At 49.9% G+C, this 22895-nt stretch carries 16 protein-coding genes; 9 read left to right on the top strand and 7 right to left on the bottom strand.

Features of this window, described 5'->3' with window-relative positions:
• Window positions 1-147: 147 nt before the first annotated feature.
• Complete coding sequence (locus IFO68_RS05390) at window positions 148-2265, bottom strand: retron Eco8 family effector endonuclease (protein ID WP_192014924.1); 2118 nt, start codon at window positions 2263-2265, stop codon at window positions 148-150.
• 859 nt (window positions 2266-3124) lie between these two features.
• Here IFO68_RS05390 and IFO68_RS05385 point away from each other — a divergent pair.
• Together IFO68_RS05385 and IFO68_RS05380 are read left to right on the top strand one after the other, a co-directional pair.
• Window positions 3125-5023 (top strand): monovalent cation:proton antiporter-2 (CPA2) family protein, encoded by a 1899-nt coding sequence (locus tag IFO68_RS05385; RefSeq protein WP_192014923.1) that lies wholly within the window; start codon window positions 3125-3127, stop codon window positions 5021-5023.
• A 94-nt stretch (window positions 5024-5117) separates the two neighbouring features.
• The gene (locus tag IFO68_RS05380; RefSeq protein WP_192014922.1) at window positions 5118-6101 is read left to right on the top strand and encodes an LLM class flavin-dependent oxidoreductase; all 984 of its coding nucleotides are present in this window, start codon (window positions 5118-5120) and stop codon (window positions 6099-6101) included.
• A gap of 48 nt (window positions 6102-6149) precedes the next feature.
• On the opposite strand, the gene IFO68_RS05375 is transcribed toward IFO68_RS05380, so the two are convergent.
• The gene (locus tag IFO68_RS05375; protein WP_192014921.1) at window positions 6150-7070 is read right to left on the bottom strand and encodes a DMT family transporter; all 921 of its coding nucleotides are present in this window, start codon (window positions 7068-7070) and stop codon (window positions 6150-6152) included.
• A 93-nt stretch (window positions 7071-7163) separates the two neighbouring features.
• Here IFO68_RS05375 and IFO68_RS05370 point away from each other — a divergent pair, with 93 nt between their 5' ends.
• Window positions 7164-8060: a LysR family transcriptional regulator gene (locus IFO68_RS05370; RefSeq protein WP_192014920.1), complete on the top strand. Its 897-nt coding sequence runs from the start codon at window positions 7164-7166 to the stop codon at window positions 8058-8060.
• A 47-nt stretch (window positions 8061-8107) separates the two neighbouring features.
• On the opposite strand, the gene IFO68_RS05365 is transcribed toward IFO68_RS05370, so the two are convergent.
• On the bottom strand, window positions 8108-9262 hold the full coding sequence (locus tag IFO68_RS05365; RefSeq protein WP_192014919.1) for a multidrug effflux MFS transporter: 1155 nt from the start codon (window positions 9260-9262) through the stop codon (window positions 8108-8110).
• Window positions 9263-9362: 100 nt separating this feature from the next.
• On the opposite strand from IFO68_RS05365, the gene IFO68_RS05360 reads away from it, so the two are divergent.
• Entirely contained in the window at window positions 9363-10139 is a 777-nt protein-coding gene (locus IFO68_RS05360) for an AraC family transcriptional regulator (protein WP_192014918.1), read from the top strand.
• Window positions 10140-10154: 15 nt separating this feature from the next.
• On the opposite strand, the gene IFO68_RS05355 is transcribed toward IFO68_RS05360, so the two are convergent.
• From IFO68_RS05355 to IFO68_RS05345, 3 genes are read right to left on the bottom strand one after another with little or no spacing between them, the layout of a single operon-like run.
• On the bottom strand, window positions 10155-10436 hold the full coding sequence (locus IFO68_RS05355; protein ID WP_192014917.1) for a hypothetical protein: 282 nt from the start codon (window positions 10434-10436) through the stop codon (window positions 10155-10157).
• Entirely contained in the window at window positions 10433-13612 is a 3180-nt protein-coding gene (locus IFO68_RS05350; RefSeq protein WP_192014916.1) for an efflux RND transporter permease subunit, read from the bottom strand. The genes IFO68_RS05355 and IFO68_RS05350 overlap by 4 nt, the downstream gene beginning before the upstream one ends.
• A 12-nt stretch (window positions 13613-13624) precedes the next feature.
• Window positions 13625-14881 (bottom strand): efflux RND transporter periplasmic adaptor subunit, encoded by a 1257-nt coding sequence (locus tag IFO68_RS05345; protein WP_192014915.1) that lies wholly within the window; start codon window positions 14879-14881, stop codon window positions 13625-13627.
• Window positions 14882-15234: 353 nt separating this feature from the next.
• Between IFO68_RS05345 and IFO68_RS05340 the strand changes: the two genes are divergently transcribed.
• Window positions 15235-16164 carry an AraC family transcriptional regulator gene (locus tag IFO68_RS05340; protein ID WP_218384045.1) on the top strand — a complete coding sequence of 310 codons (930 nt, stop codon included), beginning with the start codon at window positions 15235-15237 and terminating at the stop codon, window positions 16162-16164.
• 175 nt (window positions 16165-16339) lie between these two features.
• On the opposite strand, the gene yghU is transcribed toward IFO68_RS05340, so the two are convergent.
• Window positions 16340-17197, bottom strand: coding sequence for a glutathione-dependent disulfide-bond oxidoreductase (gene yghU / locus IFO68_RS05335; protein ID WP_192014914.1), 858 nt, complete (start codon window positions 17195-17197; stop codon window positions 16340-16342).
• Window positions 17198-18117: 920 nt separating this feature from the next.
• On the opposite strand from yghU, the gene IFO68_RS05330 reads away from it, so the two are divergent.
• From IFO68_RS05330 to IFO68_RS05315, 4 genes are all read left to right on the top strand, one after another.
• Window positions 18118-19140, top strand: coding sequence for a TRAP transporter substrate-binding protein (locus IFO68_RS05330; RefSeq protein ID WP_192014913.1), 1023 nt, complete (start codon window positions 18118-18120; stop codon window positions 19138-19140).
• Between the two features lie 57 nt (window positions 19141-19197).
• The gene (locus IFO68_RS05325; protein WP_192014912.1) at window positions 19198-19773 is read left to right on the top strand and encodes a TRAP transporter small permease; all 576 of its coding nucleotides are present in this window, start codon (window positions 19198-19200) and stop codon (window positions 19771-19773) included.
• A gap of 26 nt (window positions 19774-19799) precedes the next feature.
• A complete protein-coding gene (locus tag IFO68_RS05320) occupies window positions 19800-21086 on the top strand; it encodes a TRAP transporter large permease (protein ID WP_192014911.1) in 1287 nt (428 codons plus the stop codon).
• 348 nt (window positions 21087-21434) lie between these two features.
• Window positions 21435-22871 (top strand): 6-phospho-beta-glucosidase, encoded by a 1437-nt coding sequence (locus tag IFO68_RS05315; protein WP_192014910.1) that lies wholly within the window; start codon window positions 21435-21437, stop codon window positions 22869-22871.
• Window positions 22872-22895 lie beyond the last annotated feature (24 nt).

The following is a 22895-nucleotide window of genomic DNA, read 5'->3' as shown; positions in this document are numbered from 1 at the left end:
CACCATTACACCGTAGGTGTGTACTTCGACACATACTAATCAGAGCGACCAGATTAGCAGTCATTAGGACTATGCCCAAAGCAAAAAGAAGTTGGACTCCCTCAAGCAAAGAGCGGGAGAGGCAAGCTCTCAGATACTTGTCGAAACTCATATCTCCCCTCTACTATCGGGTTGAAGCATACGAATGATATCATAGAACTCAGGGAAATAAACTTTAAATATTGCCCCAAATGGTTGATTTTTAGCTAAAGATTCTTTCTCAACGTATTCGACGGCATGATTTAGGAAGCTTGTAGTCCATCCATCGGTTTTATCAAGGTATTTGTTGTGTACAGTTTTCTCTTCTAATAATTTCATTAGCATTTTTGCATGCCTAGAAGTGTACCGCAGCTTGCCGTTTACCTTTTTCTTTTTAGCTAAAGTTTGTTTGTATGCTTCAATATTGAAGTGGCTATAGTCAGTTAGCGCCATTGATTTTCCATTAAAAATAACTCTAATGTAATCAATGAGCATATCCTCTGTAACATACTTGCTTCGTTTTATACGCTGCAATATAGAATCAAAATTAGAATTATGTTTCCTACCCAACCATTCATATACAATTTTTGAGCTATTTTTCTGAATTAAACAGCCCTCTAAGGTTGTTCTATTTAGATAAATATTCTTGTCAAGTAGCCTACTTTTAACAGCAGTAAATACCGACTCGAAGTCAGATTCCTTTAGAAAACATTGAGTTGTATTATTTACTTTTACTGCTTTATTTATAACGGATAACAAAGTTTCAATATTTTCTCGTTTTGTCTTGTATTTCTTACTAAATCCAAGTTTATACTTATTAAGTTCTGATTTTAAAGTGTCTGGTTTAAAGTTAAAGTAGTCACCATTTTTTCCTAGTTTTATAGATAAACTTTGAGGCTCACCTTTGATTGATATTGCTTTGTCTGCATCGAATAAGAATAGGTATGGAATAGCAGAGTTTGAGTATGATGGATTAACTCGTTCACCAATGACATTGCTACTACATTTATAAACATCTATATTTCTTAAATGTGGGAAATGTTCGGTCATCTTCATGTTTCCGAAAGCTTCCAACTCACTTTCACCCTCTACAAATAGGATAAAGTCGCTAAAGAACAATCTTGCTTCATTGTCACTAAAAATATTTATAAAGCTCTCGTTGTCATAAGTGGAATTTAATGTACTAATCGTAGTTCTAGAATCAGCTTTCTTCTGAAAACAATAAACACGTTGCTTTTGTCTGAATTTTTTAATTATCTCTTTTACTATATTAGGCGAATGAGTTGTTAGAAATACCTTTGGTCTAGTAACTCGATCATCTTTGTTTTCATTATAATTATAACTAGTATATATATCTTGGACTAAAACCTCATTCATTTTAGGGTGTAGACCTAGCTCTGGTTCATCAATAAAAACAAATGGTGTTATATATTCTCTTCTTGAAATTGTAATTAGTATCTTAAGAAAGGTTTTTATGAAATGAAATGAATTCGTTCCATCTGAGTGAAACTTTAAATCATTCTCATCTATCTCAAAACTATAACCTTTTAATCCAGCTTTAATATAGATCAATACCTTTTCTTTCTGAGAACTTGGCTTAGTAGATATTGTTTTGTTTAAGTCTGAAATATAATTCTCATACGAATTATCGCCACTCGAATTTATTGATTTATCAAAAAAGTCAATTACAGATTGGTCATCAATTTTAGACAAATTAAAAGACTTTAGTCTTGATATAAGATCCCATAAGCTGTCCCATTCATGTAAATCCATGTGTCTCGGTTCAATATGGAAAAATGGGAATAGATAAAGAATAAGGTTTAAAGTTTGTTTGTCTTTAGTTGACCACTTAACTTTACCATCATTGTAAATGTTCAGAGTCAAAGTATAAGTGGTATAATCATTATCGTAGCGTGTTAATGCAAATATGCTTCGTTTATGGAGAGGTACAAGTTTTCGGATTATAAAATCAAAATACTTATTTTCAGGTTGATTCCTAGCTATCCTATAAATTCTTGTCATATCAAAAGTTACTGATATAGAACCTTTATACGAATAATTAGAGTTTAATTTTGGAGGTAACTCTTCTTTACCTTCTAGTTTATTGTAGAAGAATTTAAGAACTTTAAGTAAGTTAGATTTTCCAACGTTATTGCGACCGACAATACAGTTTAAGTCGTTTAAGTTATCTACATTTATCTCATCGAATGATAACAAATTGGTAATTTTTATAGCCTGTACTGTCATAATGTGCTCTATCTTTTTTCTTACTATATCAGTTGCTTATTGCTATTGCTACTTCGATAAGATTTGTTTACTCAGGCAAACCAATAGGTTTCTAATACCAGCAGCCGTCCAGTCTTTACCTCACTGAGTTTTGAATCCTTGGATATTCAACGCATCAACAATACCTCTTAGCGTGATATCTGTTTCTAGCAGGTGTACACGCAACTTCGGATAACTTGAGATAAGGCAAACTAGCCTCGATAAGATGTGAACGAGATTTTTCTCTGAATTATAACGGGGCAAAAACGAGTTTCGAGCCAAATTATTTCCTCATCCCCAAGGGAAAAATACATGGATGTATTTTTAGGTTGTCGGCGCCGGGAGCGCCTACAACCGACCCGGACCACACCAAAGAACAAAAAGGGCTTTCTGGGCACTCTTTGGCCCGACAAAGAGTGTCTGGCGCGCATCACACAATGCCAAGAAAACCACCGGATTCAAGCGCGACATACCTCAGCCGTACCAAAATCCCCAGCCTCAACACCCCAAAAACGCCAAAGAAACCCACTCCCCGAGGAAAAAATTCAGGACGAATTTTCAGGTTGTCGGCCCCGGGAGCGCCTACAACCGGCCCGGACCACGCCAAAGAACAAAAAGGGCTTTCTGGGCACTCTTTGGCCTGACAAAGAGTGTCTGGCGCGCATCACACCATGCCGAAAGAAACACCGGACTCAAGCGCGACATACCTTCAACTCTACTGATATCCCGGTACACACCCTCCCCTATCCCAAAACTCACCTTTGAAAATACCACTCACTGACATATAACTATCAGACTGTGCTCAAAATTCGCCCACCACGCCAGTCAAAAGGAAGTAACCATGACGGAATATCTCATCTATGCCTTTATCTATCTGATTGCAGCCGTGATTGCCGTGCCGCTGGCACAGCGGTTCGGGCTGGGCTCCGTGTTGGGCTATCTCATTGCTGGCGTGGTCATCGGGCCAGTCATCGGCTTAGTGGGTGAAGAAACCACCTCTATTCAACACTTTGCCGAATTTGGTGTGGTCATCATGCTGTTTCTGGTTGGCCTTGAACTGGAGCCAAAATCGCTCTGGGCCATGCGGCACCGGCTCATCGGACTGGGCGGGTTGCAAATTGGTTTGACTGCCTTGGCTTTTACCGGCGCGGGACTGCTTTTCGAATTGCCCTGGACGCTGGCACTGGCAATTGGCCTGATTCTGGCGATGTCCTCGACCGCCATTGTACTGCAAACCTTCAATGAAAAAGGACTCGGCCGGACCGAAGGCGGTAAAAATGCATTTTCTGTGTTGCTGTTTCAGGACATAGCCGTCATCCCCATGCTGGCGCTGCTACCGCTGCTGGCATTGCCCGAGTTGATTGCGCAGGCACAATCAGTGACAGCGGCGGCGGCCGAACACCATGAAGAACTCAACCTGGTAGCGGGATTGCCCGGTTGGGCTTATGGTCTGGTGATCACCGCCTCCATCGCCTTTGTGGTGGTTGGCGGCCACTACCTCAGCCGCCCTTTGTTCCGCTTTGTCGCCGCATCAGGTTTACGGGAAATTTTTACCGCCACCGCTCTGATGCTGGTGCTGGGTGTCTCTATCCTGATGAGTCTGGTGGGTTTATCGCCGGCACTGGGAACTTTTCTTGCAGGCGTAGTGCTGGCAAACAGTGAATTTCGCCATGAACTGGAATCCAACATCGATCCTTTTAAGGGACTGCTGCTGGGCCTGTTCTTTATCACGGTTGGTGCCGGGATCAATTTCAACATTCTGTTCAGTGAATTCTTTACTGTGATTGGTCTGACACTGGGCATCATGCTGGTAAAAGCGCTGGTGCTTTTCCTGCTGGCGTTGATTTTCCGGATCCGCAACAGTAACCGCTGGCTGTTTGCCCTGAGTCTGGCCCAGGCCGGTGAGTTCGGGTTCGTCCTCATCAGTTTCACCGTCCAGAATCATGTGCTGCCCCCGGCTCTGGCACAAACCTTGTCTTTGGTGGTTGCGCTGTCGATGATGTTCACCCCCGGACTGTTCATTTTCTACGACAAAGTCATATTGCCGCGCTTTGAGCATTCCTCCAATGAGCGCGAAGCCGATACCATTGATGAACAGGGCACAGTGATCATTGCCGGAATCGGCCGCTTCGGGCAAATCGTTAACCGCCTGCTGATCGCCAACGGCATCAAAACCGTGGTGCTGGATCACCAGTCGACCATCATAGATACCATGCGACGCATCAATACCAAGGCCTATTTTGGTGATGCCACCCGCCCGGACCTGCTGCACACAGCAGGAATAGAGCAGGCCGCCATGGTGGTGGTTGCGATGGACACCCCGGAAAGCAGCATTATGCTGGTCAAACATATCAAGCACACTTACCCTAACGTCAAAATCCTGGCCCGCGCCTACGACCGTGGCCACAGTTACCGGCTCCGTCAGGCAGGTGCTGATGTGATTGAATCTGAAACCTACCATTCAGCACTGGAAATTGGGGCCGCCGCCCTGCGGGAATTGGGTCTCCCGCCTCGCCTGGCACAGCAACAGAAATCCGCGTACAAACGCGTGGATGATGAGCTGTCTGCCGGTCTCTATCAGGCCTGGCTGGGCGAGTCGAACGAAGGCGAGCGGTTTGATAATAACTACCTCAAACTCTTCAGGCAGTTTGAAGACAGAATCCACGAAGAAATGGCATTTGAGCGTTCGAATCATGTCTCGGAACAAGGTCAGGAACAGAACGAGCAATCATCAAAATAATCAATAGAAGCAAGCAATATTCTGTCTGTTTACCAGTCTGTAATAAACAGGCATAGTCAGGCAATCATTCATTGTTGATATGAAAGAAGGGTCCATGACGCTACCGCCTCGCTCAATTTTAGATTTAGCCCCTGTTGCTGAAGGGGCCGATTTTTCGTCCACTTATGCGCGCTCTGTATCGCTGGCGCAACACGCTGAAAAATGGGGTTACAAGCGGTTCTGGCTGGCAGAACACCACAATATGCCCGATATTGCCAGTGCTGCCACCTCTGTGCTGCTCAGCCATATAGGTGCGCACACCTCTTCCATCCGGCTGGGTTCGGGCGGGGTGATGCTGCCCAATCATGCGCCATTAGTGATTGCCGAGCAGTTCGGCACCTTGGAAGCGCTGTATCCCAATCGCATCGATCTCGGTCTGGGCCGAGCACCGGGCACCGACTATCCCACCATGCATGCGCTGCGCCGCGATCCGGAGCGCATGGACCCCAACTTTGATGAACTGCTGGAAGAGCTGCAGTTTTTCATGGGGCCGGTGTCACCCAATCAGCCGGTCAAAGCGTATCCTGGTTCGGACTCTTCAGTCCCCATCTGGCTGTTAGGTTCCAGCACTTACAGTGCCCGACTGGCCGGTATTAAAGGTCTGCCGTTTGCTTTTGCCTCTCACTTCGCGCCGGATGCCATGATGAACGCAATACAGATCTACCGTGAGCATTTCCAGCCTTCAGAGCAGTTGGATAAGCCGTATGTGATGATAGGCGTGAATATCATAGTGGCGGATACTGATGACGAAGCGCAGTATCTGGGTACCACGGAAAAACAGAAGTTTCTTAATATGATCCGCGGCGTTCAGGGCAAAATCCCGCCACCGGTCTGGAGTATGGAGTCAGTTTGGCTGCCTCATGAGAAGTACCAGATCGAAAAACAACTGCGGGAATCCATTCACGGTGATCAGGACACAGTCCGGACCCGCTTGATCGAATTGACAGAACGTACACAAGCCGATGAAATCATGGCTAACGCCCTGATCTTCGACCATGAGAAAAAGCTGCGTTCCTACGAGTTGCTGGCGGGGCTGTAATAATGGCCGGGAGTGGTGACACTCCCGGCTCTTGAAGCCGACATGAGTTTATACCGCCTGCGTCGCTTTCCTGAATACCGACAGCCTTGGCACCAGTAACCCCAGAATCACAATCGCAATCCCGACCAGTTGCAGCTGCGTCACGGCCTGCCCCATCAGGTACGCAGTGAGCACGGCAAAGACGGGCACAAAATTAAAGAACAGTGCCGCCGTAGGCGACCCCAGCTCCCGGACACCGTTCAGCCACAGCAGATAACCCGCCACAGTACCGAACAAACCGATGTACGCCACTTCAATCAGTCCGACTGACGAGCTGCCCAGCAACTCGGCAAAGGGTTTCACCTCGGGTGTCGCCAGACACATCAGGCCAATCACAGCCGCCCCGCTGACCATGCCGACAAGCGTATAGGGGATCACAGGTATCCAGCGGCTGATTCCCTGGCTGCAGTAGGTGTAAAAGCTCCATGCCAGCATGCCGGAGAAAATCATCTTATCGCCCTGATTAAACGCCATGTTCAGTAGTGCTTCCAGATGGCCATTAGTGATCACCATCAGCACGCCAGACAAGCTGACAACAAGGCTGAAGCATTGCGGCAAGGTAGGTAAAGTCCGCCTTGCTACACAGGCTATCAGCGCCGTCATCAGAGGACTGAGGGCCATAATCAGCGAACCGTTGGTGGCCTCCGTGTGCTCCAGCCCGGTGAACAGGCCCAGGTTCAGGCCACCGACACCCACTGCACTGACCCCAATCACCCAGCACCATTGCTTCACCGTTAACACAAAACGTTCTGATCCAATCAGTTTCAGATAGATCGCAAGACAAATTGCCGCGATCACAAAACGCCAGAACACCAGCGTGAGTGCATGCACTTCGTTAAGTGCATGTTTACCAATTGGAAAGCAGCTGCCCCAAAAGAAGGTACAGATAATGAGCAGAACAACGGCTTTCGTTGTTGATGAAGCATTCATAGTCACTCCAGATGACTTGTCACATGATAACCGCTAGTCTATTGGTTTCATGATCTGAATAAACAGGCATTATCAGCATGGTAAATCCCAAAAATGAAATCTAACTACTCTCTCGACGATCTGCGCTGTTTTTGTACCGTCGCCCGGCTGGGCAGCTTTAAAACAGCCGCTGAACATTTAAGTATGCCACTGTCGACACTCAGCCGGCGGATTCGTCAGTTAGAAACAGACCTGCAGTTGCGATTGCTGAACCGGGATGCCCATAGGGTTTCGCTGACCCATACCGGTCAGCAATATTTTGAACGCTCCAGCACACTGTTTGATGAGCTGAGTGATATCGGGGAAGATCTGCACAGAGACAAGCATGAGCCGAAAGGAAAAATTCGTATCAGTGCGCCGATCAATGCAGGCTCCCAGTTTCTGCGTGATATCTTTTTCGACTTTTTGCTGCAGTATCCTGATATTCAGTTAGATCTGCAGTTTTCCAACACTCTGATTGATATTGAAGCACAGGCGATGGATGTGGTCTTTCGTGTCGGCACCCCTGCGGTAGAAAACTGGATAGCCCGTCCGCTCAAAGATATTCACTTCATTGTCTGTGCTCATCCCGGGTATCCGGTGCAGTCCATCACTCACCCGGAGATGCTGAGCGACCATCCGTCGATCCTCTGTCATCCCATGTCGCTCTGGCAACTGGTGCATTCAGAAACAGGCACGGAATATGATCACCAACCCGTCAAAGGCCTGCGTCTGGAAGTCGATGAAATCCGCTTGCTGACCCATGCCATCCAGTCTGGCCTGGGGATAGGTTATATTCCTGACTATTTTGCCCTTCCTATGATCGCAAATGGCGAACTCAACAGAGTCCTCCCGGACTGGTGCAGCAAACCCCGCACCCTGTTTATGCTCTATCGCGACCGCGATCATCTGCCAATGCGGGTACGGCTGTTCGTTGAGTTCGTCATGACACGGTTTGAGGCGATAGCATGATCCGTTACCGGCTCTCGCAACACGGTCCCTGCTTACGCAACAAAAAGTTAGCGCCTGAGAACCTGTTCAAGCATAGAGGTGGCTTTCACTGACAGGCTCAGCAAAGCCATCAAAACGGCAATGATGATATGAAACCCACTGAACTCTGCTGTCATACCTGCGACAGACAAGCCCACGCCGATTAGCAGATAGTACTGAAGCCCAAACAGCGCCCCCGCTGACCCGGCCTGCGCCTGATACGCCTGCAAAGACTGGCTCAGGATGTTCGGAATGCCCATGCCGTACCCCACCACAATCAGCAGCATGGGTAGCAGAAACCACAGGCTATCCTGCAAGATAACGACACCGGCTGCACCAGCCAGAGCAAGCCCCGAGGCAACCTGAATCAACACGTTCTGAGAACGCCCTTTGTGCAACCATTGCTTGTTGAGAAAACTGCCAACTACGGTTCCGGCTGCCAGAATAAGGCCGCTGTAACCAAACACCTGCGGACTGTACCCCAACCGCGCAAATACAAAAGGCCCCTGCAGATAATAAGAAAACAACAGCACATTGAATCCTGCCACCAGTATTGCATGCCGCCAGAGATGAGTATCAACAACCATTCGTTTGCCCAGCACCAGCAATGAAGCTCTGGCGACTTCCCGCGGCCTGGTCTCAGGTAAGCCCAGCAGACAAAGCAGCCATAAAACACCCGCCAGCAGACTCAGCACAGCAAAAACAGCCGGGTATCCACCATACTCAGTCAGCACCCCACCCGCCAGCATGCCAATCACCGGGCTGACAGAAACACCCATACCCACATAAGAGAACGCTTTGGCAAGCGAGGCGCGGTCACAGCTGTCCCTGAGCATGGTTTGTGTTACCACAGAGCCGACGGCTGCCCCAAAAGCCGTCAGCACCCGACACAGCAACAATGCTTCAAACTGTTGCGCCTGCATCGCGGCCAGTGCTGCAACGCCGTAAACCGTCAGCCCGGCCAGCATGGTTTTACGGCGGCCAATCCAGTCTGACATGACTCCCCAGAACACAACACCTATCGCAAACGCAGTGAAGTAGACAGACAATGTCTGGCTGGCAACAGGTACCGACACACCAAAACCGGACGCAATATCCGGTAACGCCGGGCTGTAAATGGTCTCGACAATCTGGGGGAACATAATCAAAACCACCATCAGCCACAAAGAAGGAGATGGATTCATTATTTCTGCACTCATCTGAATAAAAGATGCGCACAGTCTACTCAGACCTGTTACTGTCCTAATAACAACACCAAGACAAAAAACATCGAAATAAAGACACATGGCTTTGATCAAACAATCCACCTACTTCGATGCCGATGATATTGAAACCGACGTGATCGGCATTGCCGCCCGGCTGGGAAAACATGACTCAGGGATGCACCGGCATCAGAAAGCACAGTTGCTCTATGCCCCGCAGGGATGCATGAACATTACCCTGAGCGGGATGCGCTGTGTGCTACCGCCGACCCGTGCGGCATGGATTCCGGCCGGTACACTTCACTGTGCGGAAATGTATCAGGTGGTGGAGTATCGTTCGCTCTATTTTGATCCCAGGCTCACTGCCCACATTGAAGACAGGGTGAAAATTATTGAGGTTAATCCACTGCTGCAGGCCCTGATTGAACGAATGGCTTTCTGGCGTTGGGACAAGCCAACTGACAGCATGCAACTGACACACGCGTTATTTTTTGAGGAGCTGCAAGATGCCCGTGAAACCTGTTTATCCCTGCCTTTACCATCAGACAGACGCCTGTCTGCATGGCTCAATGCACTGCACCTGGATCAGCAAAATGCCCCGTCACTGAAAGTGTTAAGTGAACAGGTTGGCGCCAGCAGTAAAACCATCAGCCGGCTGTTTATACGGGAAACCGGGATGCCTTATCAGGACTGGCGCCAGCAATGGCGGTTACTGAAAGCCATCGAGCTGTTATCTGCCGGGCTTCAGGTTAATGATGCAGCGTACCGGCTTGAATTTTCCAGCGACAGTGCCTTTATCGCGTTTTTCAAGCAGCAAACCGGCCAAACCCCGCTGTACTATATTCGGGGTGGACACTGAGCCTCCGGCAAAAAGTCAGAGCTCAGACGGCTCGATCTGCCAGATGATCTGCCCGCCCTGCTCACCCCGGCAAAGGCCCATAATCACAGTCTCTTTCAAACCGGCCGTCTGCTCAGGCAAGCTGGTCAAAACGGCCGGATTCAACAGATGCTGCCAGGCCTCCCCATTGTATTGCGAAGCCTCCCGAGAGGCCTGAAACAGCCTCTCGGGTGACAGTGAACTGTTAAGCACAGGAGAGAAGCTGACCGCACTGTACAGCAGTATGCCGACGCATGTGTCCTGCCAGATATCACTCATGATGCCTCTTGAACGCTTTCCAACGTGGGTGGCTCTGTTGTCGCCTGTGCTTTCTGCTGTCCGCGTTTTGCCAGCAGGTAATAAAACAGCGGTGTCAGCAACAGACCAAACACAGTCACACCTATCATGCCCGAGAAGACCGCCACGCCCATGGCCTGACGCATCTCGGCGCCCGCGCCGGTGGAATACGCCAATGGTGCCACACCCATAATAAATGCAATAGACGTCATCAGAATCGGACGCAGTCGCAACCGGCTGGCTTCCAGAATCGCGTCTTTCACCGAATAACCTCGATCCTGCAGCTCTTTGGCGAACTCCACGATCAGAATCGCATTCTTGGTTGCCAGCCCGACCAGTACGATAAAGCCGATCTGGGTCAGGATATTGTTATCCCCACCGTAGAGCACCACGCCACTGAGCGCAGAAAGCAGGGTGAGCGGAATAATCAGAATGATCGCCAGCGGCAGGCGGACACTTTCATACTGCGCCGCCAGTACCATGAACACCAGCAGGATCACCAAGGGATACACGTACAGGTTAGAGTCCCCGGTGATCATCTGCTGATAGGTCAGCTCGGTCCACTCATAGCTCATGCCCCGCGGCAGGGTGTCAGCCAGTATTTTCTCAATGGCCGCCTGCGCTTCCCCGGAGCTGTAGCCGGGAGCCGGTCCGCCGTTGATTTCCGCCGTCATAAAGCCGTTGTAGTGCATCACTCGATCCGGTCCGGCGCTGTCTTTCACATGGATGAAAGAGTCAATCGGCACCATGTCCCCCTGCGCATTGCGGACTTTGATCTGGCCCACCTGCGCGGCATCCTGACGATATGCCTGATCCGCCTGCATATTAACCTGATAAGTGCGGCCAAACAGGTTCAGATCATTGACGTACGTTGAGCTGAGATACCCTTGCAGCGTCTGGAAAAGCACATCCAGGTTCACGCCCTGCTGCATGGCCTTGGTGCGGTCGACCTCGATATCCAGTTGCGGTACGTTGACCTGATAGCCGGAAAAGACCCCGGCCAGCTCAGGGGTCGCAGCTGCCTTTTGCATCACCGTCATGGTTGCCTGATGCAAGGCCTCAAAACCCAGCCCGTTTCTGTCTTCAATCTGCAGCCGGAATCCGCCGATAGTGCCAAGGCCCATCACAGGTGGCGGCGGGAAGACAGCAACGAACGCCTCTTCAATGCCGGCATACTGCTGATTCAGCCGGGCAGCAATCGCGTTGGCACTGGCTGCCGGATCCTGACGTTTGTCGAAATCATCCAGCGTCACAAACACGATGCCGCTGTTGGACGCATTGGTAAAACCATTGATGCTCAGTCCGGGGAAACCCAGAGTCTTGGTGACGCCGGTCTGCGCCTGCGCCAGATCGGACATCTTTTCCAGCACCGCATCGGTGCGATCCAGCGACGCGGCATTCGGCAATTGCGCAAAGGCAATCAGGTACTGCTTGTCCTGCGCCGGAATATAGCCGGTTGGCGTGGTGGCAAACTGATAGCCAGTGAAACCCAGCAAGGCAACATAAGCCACCGATGCAATGGCACCGGCCCGGATGACTTTGCGCACTACCACGCCATAACCGCCCGACAAGGCACTGAAAAAACGGTTAAACGGATTGAACAGCCAGCGGCCGAACAGTCGGTCCATACCTCTGGTCAGCCAGTCTTTCGGCGCATCATGGCCTTTGAGCAACAGCGCCGATAACGCCGGGCTCAGGGTCAGCGAATTAATCGCGGAAATAAAAGTTGAAATCGTAATGGTGAGTGCAAACTGCTTGTAAAACTGGCCGGTCAGTCCGGTCATAAAGGCCGTCGGAATAAACACCGCCGCCAGCACCAGTGTGGTGGCCACAATCGGCCCGGTCACTTCGCGCATGGCTTTCACCGTCGCATCGACCGGGGACAATCCTTCACTGATGTTCCGCTCGACGTTTTCCACCACCACAATGGCATCATCCACCACGATGCCGATTGCCAGCACCAGGCCAAAGAGCGACAGCGCATTGAGGGAGAATCCCATCAGCAGCATAAAGGCGAAGGTACCAATCAGCGAGACAGGCACCGCCACCAGCGGAATAATTGACGCCCGCCAGGTTTGCAGGAACAGCACCACCACGGCAACCACCAGCAGCACGGCTTCCAGCAGGGTCTGAATCACGGCTTCAATTGAGCCGCGCACAAAGACAGTCGGGTCATAGGCGATTTCGTAAGATACGCCTTCCGGGAAATCTTCCGCCAGACGCGCCATGGTATCGCGCACATCATTGGAGATTTGAATCGCATTCGAACCCGCGGCCTGGAAAATACCGATGGCGGCGGCATCCTGATTATCGAGCGTGGAGCGCAGCGCGTAGGAATCTGCACCCAGCTCAATCCGCGCCACATCTTTCAGGCGGCTGATTTCACCCTGCTCCCCGACACGGATGATGATGTTTTCAAATTCCTCTACCGTCGACAGACGCCCTTTGACATTGATCAGTAACTGATAATCCGAATGGCTTGCAGGCTGGGTACCCAAACTGCCTGCCACAGCCTGCTGGTTCTGTTGACGGATCGCCTCGGCGATGTCGGACGGCGTGAGGTTCAGCGCGGCGACCTGATTGGGATCCAGCCAGACCCGCATGCTGAAGTTGCCGGCACCAAAGGAGCGTACAGAGCCGACACCGCTGACTTTCGCCAGCTCATCTTTGACCTTGAGATTGGCAAAGTTGGACAGATACAGCATGTCATAGCGGTCGTCAGGCGAGAACAGATGCACCACCATGGTCAGGTTCGGCGAAGATTTTTCCGTCACCACGCCCAGCCGCTGCACCTGCTGTGGCAGACGCGGCAGCGCCCGGTCAACCCGGCTTTGTACCTGCGAGACGGCGAGATCTACATCTGTGCCGATGGCAAAAGTGATGGTCAGTGTCATCATGCCGTCTGCGGTGGACTGCGAAGACATGTACAGCATGTTCTCCACACCATTGATTTCCTGCTCCAGCGGCGAAGCCACTGTCTGGGCAATCACGCCCGGATTAGCACCGGGATAATTGGCCGTGACCACCACTGTCGGCGGCACCACTTCCGGATATTCAGTCACCGGCAACTGCCAGACAGCAATACTGCCGACAATGACAAACAGCAGCGACAACACAGAAGCAAATACCGGTCTGCGGATAAAAAATTGTGAAAACATAGTCTGTCCTGATTACTGTGCGTCGGTTGATTGGCGGGCGGTCAGCACACCGCTTCCTTCCACACTGTTGTCTTCTGTGTGCCACTGCTGATAGCGGTGAATATCGGCCAGTTGCTCTGTGGTGGCCATTTCCACAACTTTCGGCGCAACCTGCATACTCGGCCGGATCTTCTGCAGCCCGCTGACCACAATTCTGTCCTCTGTCGTCAGGCCGGATTGCACCACACGCAAACCGGCGACTTTCTCACCCAGGGTCACTGGCTGGTAAGTCACCACGTTGGCGTCATCAAGCTTAAGGACATACTTCCGGTTGAGATCGGTGCCGACGGCTTTTTCATCAATCAGAATCGCGTCATAAGGTTTGCTGGCGATCAACCGTAAGCGGGCAAACAGGCCGGGCATCAGCATCTGGGCTTTATTCTCAAAGGTGGCCCGCATCCGAATCGAGCCAGTCTGCTGATTGACACTGTTATTGATAAAATCGATATGGCCCTGATATGAAAATCCGGCATCGCCAGACAGTGCCATCATCACAGGACTGGAATCACGGGTTTCCGACACACGCACCAGATGGTTGCGGGCATAATTGAGGTAGGTTTGCTCATCGACATCAAACCAGGCGTACATCTGTTCGGTCGACACTATGGTCGTCAGCTCGCTCTGGCCACTGGTGACATAATTGCCCTGCGTGACCTGCGCGTGTGAAACTCTGCCGTCAATCGGCGACACCACCTGGGTGAATGACAACTGCAAGCGCGCGTGCTTGAGCGAAGCTTTCAGCGCATCCAGCTCGGCCCTGGCCTGCTGTAATGCCGCCTGACGGTTGTCATAGACATCGGCAGAAATGGCTTTGGTGGCGTTCAGTCGTTTGGCGCGGACAAACTCACTCTCGGCCAGTTTTAACTGACTCTGCAAACTGGCCTGCTGCGCTTCCAGCCGTTCAACTTCGGCGCGAAACAGGCGATCGTCAATACTGAACAGCACATCACCCTGATGAACCAGATCGCCTTCGCGGTAAGCCACTTCAGTCACGTAACCGGAAACGCGGGGTTTGAGCACCACTGTCTCGGGTGCCTGCAAACGGCCTGTGTATTCATCCCACTCAGTGATACGTTCACTGAGCACCGTCGCCACACTGATGGCAGGCAGCGGCGGTGATGCCGGAGATTCATTGCCGATAGCTGTCCCGGAGGCGGACACCAGAAAGACAGACATGCCACCAAGAAGCTGTTTCCTGAACACGTTTCTGAATGGGGTGAATAGGGTCATCAGGCAATCCTCTCTGACTTTGATACGCGAAATTCGATAAATGCAATGTCTTATCCGAACCACTAAAGAGGGATCGGATTTCACCTTGTCATTCTATGTTCCATTCAGCGTATTGATATTGTCGAAAGCTCGGAGAAGATTGCCTATTTCTACAAAAAGATCAATTCAGCAAGTAATCACACCAGTAGCGGTAAAGATTATAGACACTTGAGTCTGCAAAAGACAGAAACGCGCCACAGCTGATATCTTGCCTTTTCCTACACAATCCTTGCCTAATCCTCTAATTGTCATTATGAGATAAAACAGTGGCAGTACGCTTGCCTTATACTCTATAGTCGTATGTGGATGAGAAAATGGTGAGTGACACTATGACGGGTACCCAACAAGAATTAATCAACCTGGTGAATCGGCATATTGACGGGCCGGGACTGACCGAAACGGCGTTGCCGGAGATTAAGCTGGTGCACAGCACGGAAAATACCTCCTGCTCACCCACCATCTACAGCCCTATGCTGTGTTTGCTGCTGCAGGGCGAAAAGCGCATTACGGCCGGGGCGCGTGAATTGTTACTGAAAGAAGGCGATTTATTACTGGTGCCTGTAATGATGCCTGTTGTCGGCGAGATCCTTCGCGCTTCAGAAGAGCAGCCTTACATCGGTATCAGTATTTCGCTGGATCTCAAGGAACTGACAGATTTACTGATCACCATGAACGAACCGCCCGAAGCCATCACCAAGTGTCCTTACTGCATCAGAACCGTGGCATCTGATGACGATATACTGTCGGTGTTCAAACGTTTTCTGGCCTTACTCGACCATCCGGAAGATGTCCCCGTTATGTTGCCACTGCTTAAGCGGGAACTCATGTTCAGGCTGCTGAAAAGCCCGGTAGGGGTTCAGCTTCGCCAGTTTTTGTTACGGGATACCCAGGCCAACCGCATCAGTAAAGTCGTCGAGCTGATCCAGCAGCGCTTTAAAGAGCCAATCCGGGTGCAGGAGCTGGCCGATATGGTTCACATGAGTCAATCTTCGCTGTTCAATGCCTTCAAAGCCGTGACATCCATGACGCCGTTGCAGTTTCAGAAACAACTCCGGCTCAATGAAGCGCGCCGGATCATGCTACAGGACGGCATAGACGCCTCCGCCGCCAGCTACAGAGTCGGCTATGAAAGCCCTTCCCATTTCAACCGCGAATACAGCCGGCTGTTTGGCATCCCACCGATGACGGACATCAGCCGCCTGAGAGGCCACAAGCCAATGGTCGATGACAGGGTTCAAATGTAATTCAGAGCTTTACCAACCCACTGAGTAAAAGCGCAGTAATGAGATTGCGGTGATCCTTTGAAGCAATCCTCACCGCCATAGGCGGTGGTTTAGGGATGACAATAAAAAGTGGCAGACGACGCTGCCACTTCTAAGCCTGTTGCTTACAACTACTGAAAAACGAGTGCTGAATAAATCAGGGCTTCAGTTTGAGCACAGCATCAATATCTGCGGCGCTGTGTCGCTCAGGGAGCACTTCCCATTCTTCACCGGACGTTCTGTTCACAATACGACCGCGCTGTACCGCCGGACGTTCAAGAATCGCTTTCGCCCACCGCTGCACATGCTGATAACTGCCGGCATCCAGAAACTCTGCCGCATCATAGGCATAGCCCAGTACCAGATTGCCGTACCAGGGCCAGATCGCCATATCAGCAATGCTGTATTCTTCACCGGCAATAAAGGTATGGTTTGCCAGTTGCTTATCCAGCACATCCAGCTGGCGTTTGGCTTCCATGGTGAAGCGATTGATCGGGTATTCGAACTTCTCCGGCGCATAGGCATAAAAATGCCCGAAGCCGCCGCCCAGATAAGGCGCAGAGCCTTGCAGCCAGAACAGCCAGTTCAGTACTCGGGTACGCTCGGCAATGTCGACCGGTAAAAAGTAGCCGAATTTTTCCGCCAGATAGACCAGAATAGAACCCGACTCAAACACATTGACAGGTGCGGGGCCGGATTGATCCACCAGCGCCGGAATTTTTGAATTCGGATTAACCGCCACAAAGCCCGAGGAGAACTGATCGCCATCGCCTATGTTAATCAGGTACGCATCATACTCGGCATCGGTAACACCCAGCGCCAGCAGCTCTTCAAGCATAATAGTAATCTTCTGGCCATTTGGCGTGGCCAGAGAATAAAGCTGTAATGGATGGGCACCCACAGGCAATGCCTGCTGATGTCTGGCACCGGAGTCGGGACGGTTGATACTTGCCCACTCACCGCCGTTTTCAGCATCCATAGTCCAGACTTTCGGTGGTACGTATTCATTTGCCATTCTGTTTACCTCATTGAATAAATTCGACCCTGACTGATACATATTGGGCCATTCTCTGCCAAATCACGGCCTCAAACGCTTGTGAGTTAGAACCCTTTACTATTAACAAGTTTCACAAATTATATAGGCCTGAATGACAAGGTTGCCTGAAACGCTTTTGCCTGTCCCGTCAGAGCAATACACACTTGGCTGCATAATTCAGCCCGCCCAGGCGCATTAACCCTTGCATAAACCCTGCGCATTAACAAAGAAAGACCGATGCACAATCAGAATATTGCAAAACCTGTGAAACCATCAGGGTGTATTCTTCATTATTTGTCCTTTTCAGATATATCTCTGTATCAAGGCACAAAAACACACACACTTTTACTTAGCATCAGGCACCTTATTATAAATAAGCTGCTTTACTTATTACCCCCATTTCCTGCTATGACTACTCTTGGCTTGTGTTTACCCTCTGTGAACAATAAACCAAAGCGTTAAAACGCCAGTGGCTAAAAATAGCCACACAATCATAAAAAACAACCGCAACAATCAGTAATAAACATTAAATTAATAATGACTGTTCGTTCCATGCTTCAGATGAGAAAATTAATTTAATTAATCGTTCAATTAAAAACAAATCATTGTTACCACTCTCTTAAACAAAGCCAACAAAAACAATGTCAACCTTTGTATGGATATTATTTATCACATTAAAAACCCTGACAAATAATCGTGACTCAAGTCACATCAGAAGACATTCCATCGACGAATTACTTTAATAAAAACAATAATATTGTCAGGGTATTAAAGGACTGACACTGAAAATTGCCACTATTCAACCGGATAAAAACCGCAATTAACCGTGCATTAAAACATCACGGATTAATTATTGTTGTCTGAAATGGCTTTAACGCATTCCAACAAGGAGGGACGTGATGTTTATTCACCGTCATATCAAGCAAATTGCTGCAATGTCTTGTGTTGCTGCAACTTTAGGATTTTCCACTCTGGCTAATGCAGATACCTGGCGTTACGCTCACGAAGAATATGAAGGCGATGTACAAGACGTTTATGCCCACAAATTTAAAGATTATATTGAAGAGCACTCTGACCATAATCTGAAAATATACCGCTTTGGTGAGCTGGGCGAATCAGACGATATTATGGAGCAAACCCAGGCAGGAATTCTGCAGTTTGTTAACCAGTCACCCGGCTTTACCGGCTCGCTCATTCCTGAGGCACAAATTTTCTTCATCCCTTACCTGATGCCAACAGACATGAAGGCGGTAATCAATTTCTTCAAAACCAGTAAAGCAGTGAACAACAACTTCCCTGCACTGTATGAAGAACAAGGCTTAGAGCTGCTCAAGATGTACCCTGAAGGCGAAATGGTGATGACGGTTGATGAACCTATTACCTCTCCGGAAGAGTTAAAAGGCAAAAAAATCCGAGTCATGACTAACCCTCTGCTGTCCTCCACCTATGAAGCTTTTGGCGCTACCCCGACCCCGCTGCCCTGGGGTGAAGTATACGGTGCCCTGCAGACCAATATGATTCAGGGCCAGGAAAACCCTATCTTCTGGATTGAGTCCGGCGGTTTGTACGAAGTCTCGCCAAACCTGATCTTTACGCACCATGGCTGGTTCACCACAGCTTCAATGGCCAACAAGAAGTTCTTTGATGGTCTGTCAGACGAAGACCAGGAAATGGTAAGGCAAGCGGCGGAATACGCGTTCAGCGAGACCATGAAACACATTACGGGTCTGGCTGAGAAATCCCTCGCTAAAATCAAGCAATCCAGTGACGATGTCACGGTAACGCGCTTATCTGCCGAGCAAATTGCAAAATTCAAAGAGCGTGCACCCCAGGTAGAAAAAACCTTTATTGAAATGACAGGGTCGGACGGTCAGAAACTGCTGGATCAGTTCAAAGCTGACTTAAAAGCTGCTCAACAATAATAAAGTCGTACGAGGTACCGCCTGACAGGCGGTACCTTACTGTTTGAGGAAGTTGTTATGTCCGATTCCGAATCATTGGAATACCACTCGGAATTGCCCGGTGTGCTCGGCAAAGTCGATACACTGATCAGTAAAATTGAATCCTTCATGCTTGCTACTGGCGTGCTGCTCATGGCCCTGAACACCTGCGTAAACGTAGTAGCGCGGTTCGGCTTTGGCCAGGGCCTGTTTTTCTCCGGCGAAATCAATCGCATACTTATTATTCTGATTACTTTTGCCGGCATCGGTTATGCTGCCCGCCATGGCCGCCACATCCGTATGTCTGCGTTCTATGACATGCTGCCTTTCAAAGGCCGGAAAATCGTCATGATCCTGATTTCAGTCATCACTGCCGCTATCATGTTCCTGCTGGCTTATTTTTCCTACCAGTATGTGCTGTCTGTTTTTGAACGTGGCCGTATTTTGCCAGCATTAGGTTTTGAGATTTGGTGGATATATATCTGGGTTCCCCTGGGGTTTGCCGTCACTGGTGTGCAGTACTTGCTGACTGCCTATAAAAATGCGACCAGCCCGGAAATCTACCTGTCCACCGGTGTGCTTGACGAGTACACAGATACCAAAAATAAAGCATAAAAAATGAAGTACAGAAGGTATTCACCATGGCAATGACCTTAATGCTGATCATGATAGTGATGCTGTTGATCGGCTTCCCTATGATGATCCCTCTGATTACCGCCGCCCTGACCGGTTTCTACATGATGTTTGGCGGTATGGGACAAATGGATACTTTTATCCAGCAGGTGCTGGGTGGGATCCGGCCGGCCTCTCTGATAGCCGTCCCTATGTTTATTCTGGCCGCTGATATTATGACCCGCGGCCACTCTGCTGATCGCCTGATCAATATGGTGATGACTTTTATCGGCCATATCCGGGGGGGGCTTGCCATCAGTACCGCCGCTTCCTGCACCCTGTTTGGCGCAGTTTCGGGCTCTACTCAGGCTACCGTTGTCGCCGTGGGTTCCACGCTGCGCCCCAAGTTGCTCAAAGCCGGTTACAGCGATTCTTTCTCGCTGGCCCTGATTATCAATGCCAGTGATATCGCCTTTTTGATCCCGCCCAGTATCGGGATGATCATCTATGGTGTCATTTCGGAAACCTCTATCGCTGAGCTTTTCATTGCTGGCGTCGGCCCCGGTCTGATGATTCTGCTGTTCTTTTCTCTGTATTGTCTGGCTTACGCCACCATCAATAAGGTACCGACAGAAGAACGCGCCAGCTGGTCTGAGCGCTTTGATGCCGCTAAAAGCGCCATCTGGCCGCTGATGTTTCCGGTGATCATAGTAGGCGGGATTTACGGCGGCATCTTCAGCCCGACGGAAGCCGCAGCCGTGTGCGTGCTTTACGCCGTGTTTCTGGAATTCATTGTTTTTCGCTCACTGGGCAGCAAAGATATTTACGCCATTGCCAAATCCACCGGTTTGATTACCGCGGTTGTTTTCATTCTGGTCGGTGTAGGGAATGGCTTTTCCTGGATCATATCCTTCGCGCAGATTCCGCAAATGATCCTGGAAGCGGTCGGCATTGATGAAATGGGCCCGCTCGGGGTGCTGGCATCCATCTCTGTGGCTTTCTTCATCGCTTGCATGTTCGTCGACCCGATTGTAGTGATTCTGGTGCTGACGCCAATTTTTGCGCCAGCCATCGAAGCCACCAATCTCGATCCGGTTCATGTCGGGATCATTATTACCTTGCAGGTGGCGATCGGCTCCGCCACACCGCCGTTTGGCTGTGACATCTTTACTGCCATTGCGATATTTAAAAAACCCTATTGGGAAGTGGTGCGAGGAACTGGCCCCTTTATTGCCATCTTGCTGCTTTCAGCCACCCTGCTCGTGATCTTCCCTGAAATTGCTTTATTCCTGCGTGACGTTGCGTTCGCAGACTAGCCACCAGCAGGGTAAAGTCCGCGCTCTGCTCAGGTACAGAGCAAAAAAATGGTTCCCGCATTAAGCACAGACAGTATGTCAGCCAATCTATTCACGTACGAATGTATTCACGTACTCAGGCTGGCATACTGCCTGCTCTTCTGAGCCTTTTCTCCAGCGCCCAAGCACTAACCAAATGCCATCTACTGGCCAGCAAGCGTAATGCTTCTCTGGTTTCTGCCAGACAGCCAAACCCGCCAAAGAAACCGGCTACAGAAACCGGTTACATTCTGAAATTGAATGATCTACACTGCACTCAGGATCCAATATTGTTCATGAGATCGTTTTGCCAGCACAAGGGGGTTACAGATGTCACAACAAGGCTTTCCGACTGATTTTCTCTGGGGCGGCGCAGTGGCTGCCCATCAGGTCGAAGGGGGCTGGGATCAGGGAGGCAAAGGCGTCAGCGTGGTGGATGTGCTGACCAAAGGCGCCCATGAAGTGCCGCGAGTGATCACCGAGTCGGTAGAAGCGGATCACTTCTATCCCAACCATGAAGCGGTTGATTTCTATCACAGGTACAAAAAAGACATCGCGCTGTTTGCCGAAATGGGCTTCAAATGCTTCCGGACTTCCATTGCCTGGACACGCATTTTTCCCAATGGCGATGAAAAAGAGCCCAATGAAGCCGGGCTGCAGTTCTATGACGATATGTTTGATGAGTTGCTCAAACACGGCATCGAACCTGTGATCACCCTTTCTCACTTTGAGATGCCGAACCACCTGGTGAAACACTACGGCAGCTGGCTGAACCGTAAGGTTGCGGACTTCTTCGTGGCCTTCAGCCAGGTCGTGATGGAGCGTTATAAACACAAGGTGAAATACTGGATCACCTTCAACGAAATCAATAACCAGCGCAACTGGAAACTGCCTATCTGGGGTTACTGCAACTCAGGCATGATCTACAGCGATCATGGCAATCCGGAACAAGTGATGTATCAGGTGCTACACCACCAGTTTCTGGCCAGTGCAAAAGTGGTAAAACTGGGCCATGCCATCAACCCGGATTTCAAAATCGGCAGCATGATTCACATGATGCCGCTCTATCCGGCCACCTGTCACCCTGACGACGTGCTGCTGGCGCAAGAGCTGATGCGTCAGAAATACCTGTTCAGTGACGTTCAGATAAGGGGCTATTATCCCAGCTACCTGCGCAAAGAGTGGGAACGCAAAGGCATCGCGGTTGAAATGCAGCCCGGTGATGAGTCCATTTTGCGTGAAGGTTGCGCTGACTATCTGGCCATCAGCTATTACATGACCAACATAGTGTCGGCGAAGAAAGACCCAGACGGCGAAACCACTTCCCTGTTTGAAGACAGTAAGCTGAACCCTTACCTTCCAGCCTCTGACTGGGGCTGGCAGATTGATCCCGATGGCCTGCGCGTCGCGCTGTCTGATCTGTATGAACGCTACCAGAAACCTATCTTCATCGTCGAAAACGGTTTTGGCGCCATTGATCAGGTCGAAGATGATGGTTCGATCAATGACGACTACCGGATTGATTACCTGAGTGCGCATATCCGGGCGGTTAAAGAAGCTATAACGATTGAGGGCGTTGATGTCATGGGATACACCCCGTGGGGCTGCATCGACTGCGTGTCTTTCACTACCGGGGAATACCGGAAACGCTACGGCTTCATTTATGTCGATAAACACGATGACGGCAGTGGCACCATGGCACGGTCGAAGAAAAAGAGTTTCTTCTGGTATCAAAACGTCATCGCCACCAAGGGTGAAAGCCTGTAACGACGGATAAAGCATTCTAACAAC

Source organism: Photobacterium arenosum, assembly GCF_014841115.1.
Lineage (GTDB): Bacteria > Pseudomonadota > Gammaproteobacteria > Enterobacterales > Vibrionaceae > Photobacterium > Photobacterium arenosum.
This window is presented reverse-complemented; position numbering and strand designations above follow the sequence as displayed.

Coding starts and splice junctions, on each gene's coding strand:
- IFO68_RS05350 (WP_192014916.1), bottom strand. CDS start 13,612: ATGTTTTCACAATTTTTTATCCGCAGACCGGTATTTGCTTCTGTGTTG.
- IFO68_RS05330 (WP_192014913.1), top strand. CDS start 18,118: ATGTTTATTCACCGTCATATCAAGCAAATTGCTGCAATGTCTTGTGTT.
- IFO68_RS05325 (WP_192014912.1), top strand. CDS start 19,198: ATGTCCGATTCCGAATCATTGGAATACCACTCGGAATTGCCCGGTGTG.
- IFO68_RS05385 (WP_192014923.1), top strand. CDS start 3,125: ATGACGGAATATCTCATCTATGCCTTTATCTATCTGATTGCAGCCGTG.
- IFO68_RS05315 (WP_192014910.1), top strand. CDS start 21,435: ATGTCACAACAAGGCTTTCCGACTGATTTTCTCTGGGGCGGCGCAGTG.
- IFO68_RS05345 (WP_192014915.1), bottom strand. CDS start 14,881: ATGACCCTATTCACCCCATTCAGAAACGTGTTCAGGAAACAGCTTCTT.
- IFO68_RS05365 (WP_192014919.1), bottom strand. CDS start 9,262: ATGAATCCATCTCCTTCTTTGTGGCTGATGGTGGTTTTGATTATGTTC.
- IFO68_RS05380 (WP_192014922.1), top strand. CDS start 5,118: ATGACGCTACCGCCTCGCTCAATTTTAGATTTAGCCCCTGTTGCTGAA.
- IFO68_RS05320 (WP_192014911.1), top strand. CDS start 19,800: ATGGCAATGACCTTAATGCTGATCATGATAGTGATGCTGTTGATCGGC.
- IFO68_RS05370 (WP_192014920.1), top strand. CDS start 7,164: ATGAAATCTAACTACTCTCTCGACGATCTGCGCTGTTTTTGTACCGTC.
- IFO68_RS05360 (WP_192014918.1), top strand. CDS start 9,363: ATGGCTTTGATCAAACAATCCACCTACTTCGATGCCGATGATATTGAA.
- yghU (WP_192014914.1), bottom strand. CDS start 17,197: ATGGCAAATGAATACGTACCACCGAAAGTCTGGACTATGGATGCTGAA.
- IFO68_RS05390 (WP_192014924.1), bottom strand. CDS start 2,265: ATGACAGTACAGGCTATAAAAATTACCAATTTGTTATCATTCGATGAG.
- IFO68_RS05340 (WP_218384045.1), top strand. CDS start 15,235: ATGGTGAGTGACACTATGACGGGTACCCAACAAGAATTAATCAACCTG.
- IFO68_RS05375 (WP_192014921.1), bottom strand. CDS start 7,070: ATGAATGCTTCATCAACAACGAAAGCCGTTGTTCTGCTCATTATCTGT.
- IFO68_RS05355 (WP_192014917.1), bottom strand. CDS start 10,436: ATGAGTGATATCTGGCAGGACACATGCGTCGGCATACTGCTGTACAGT.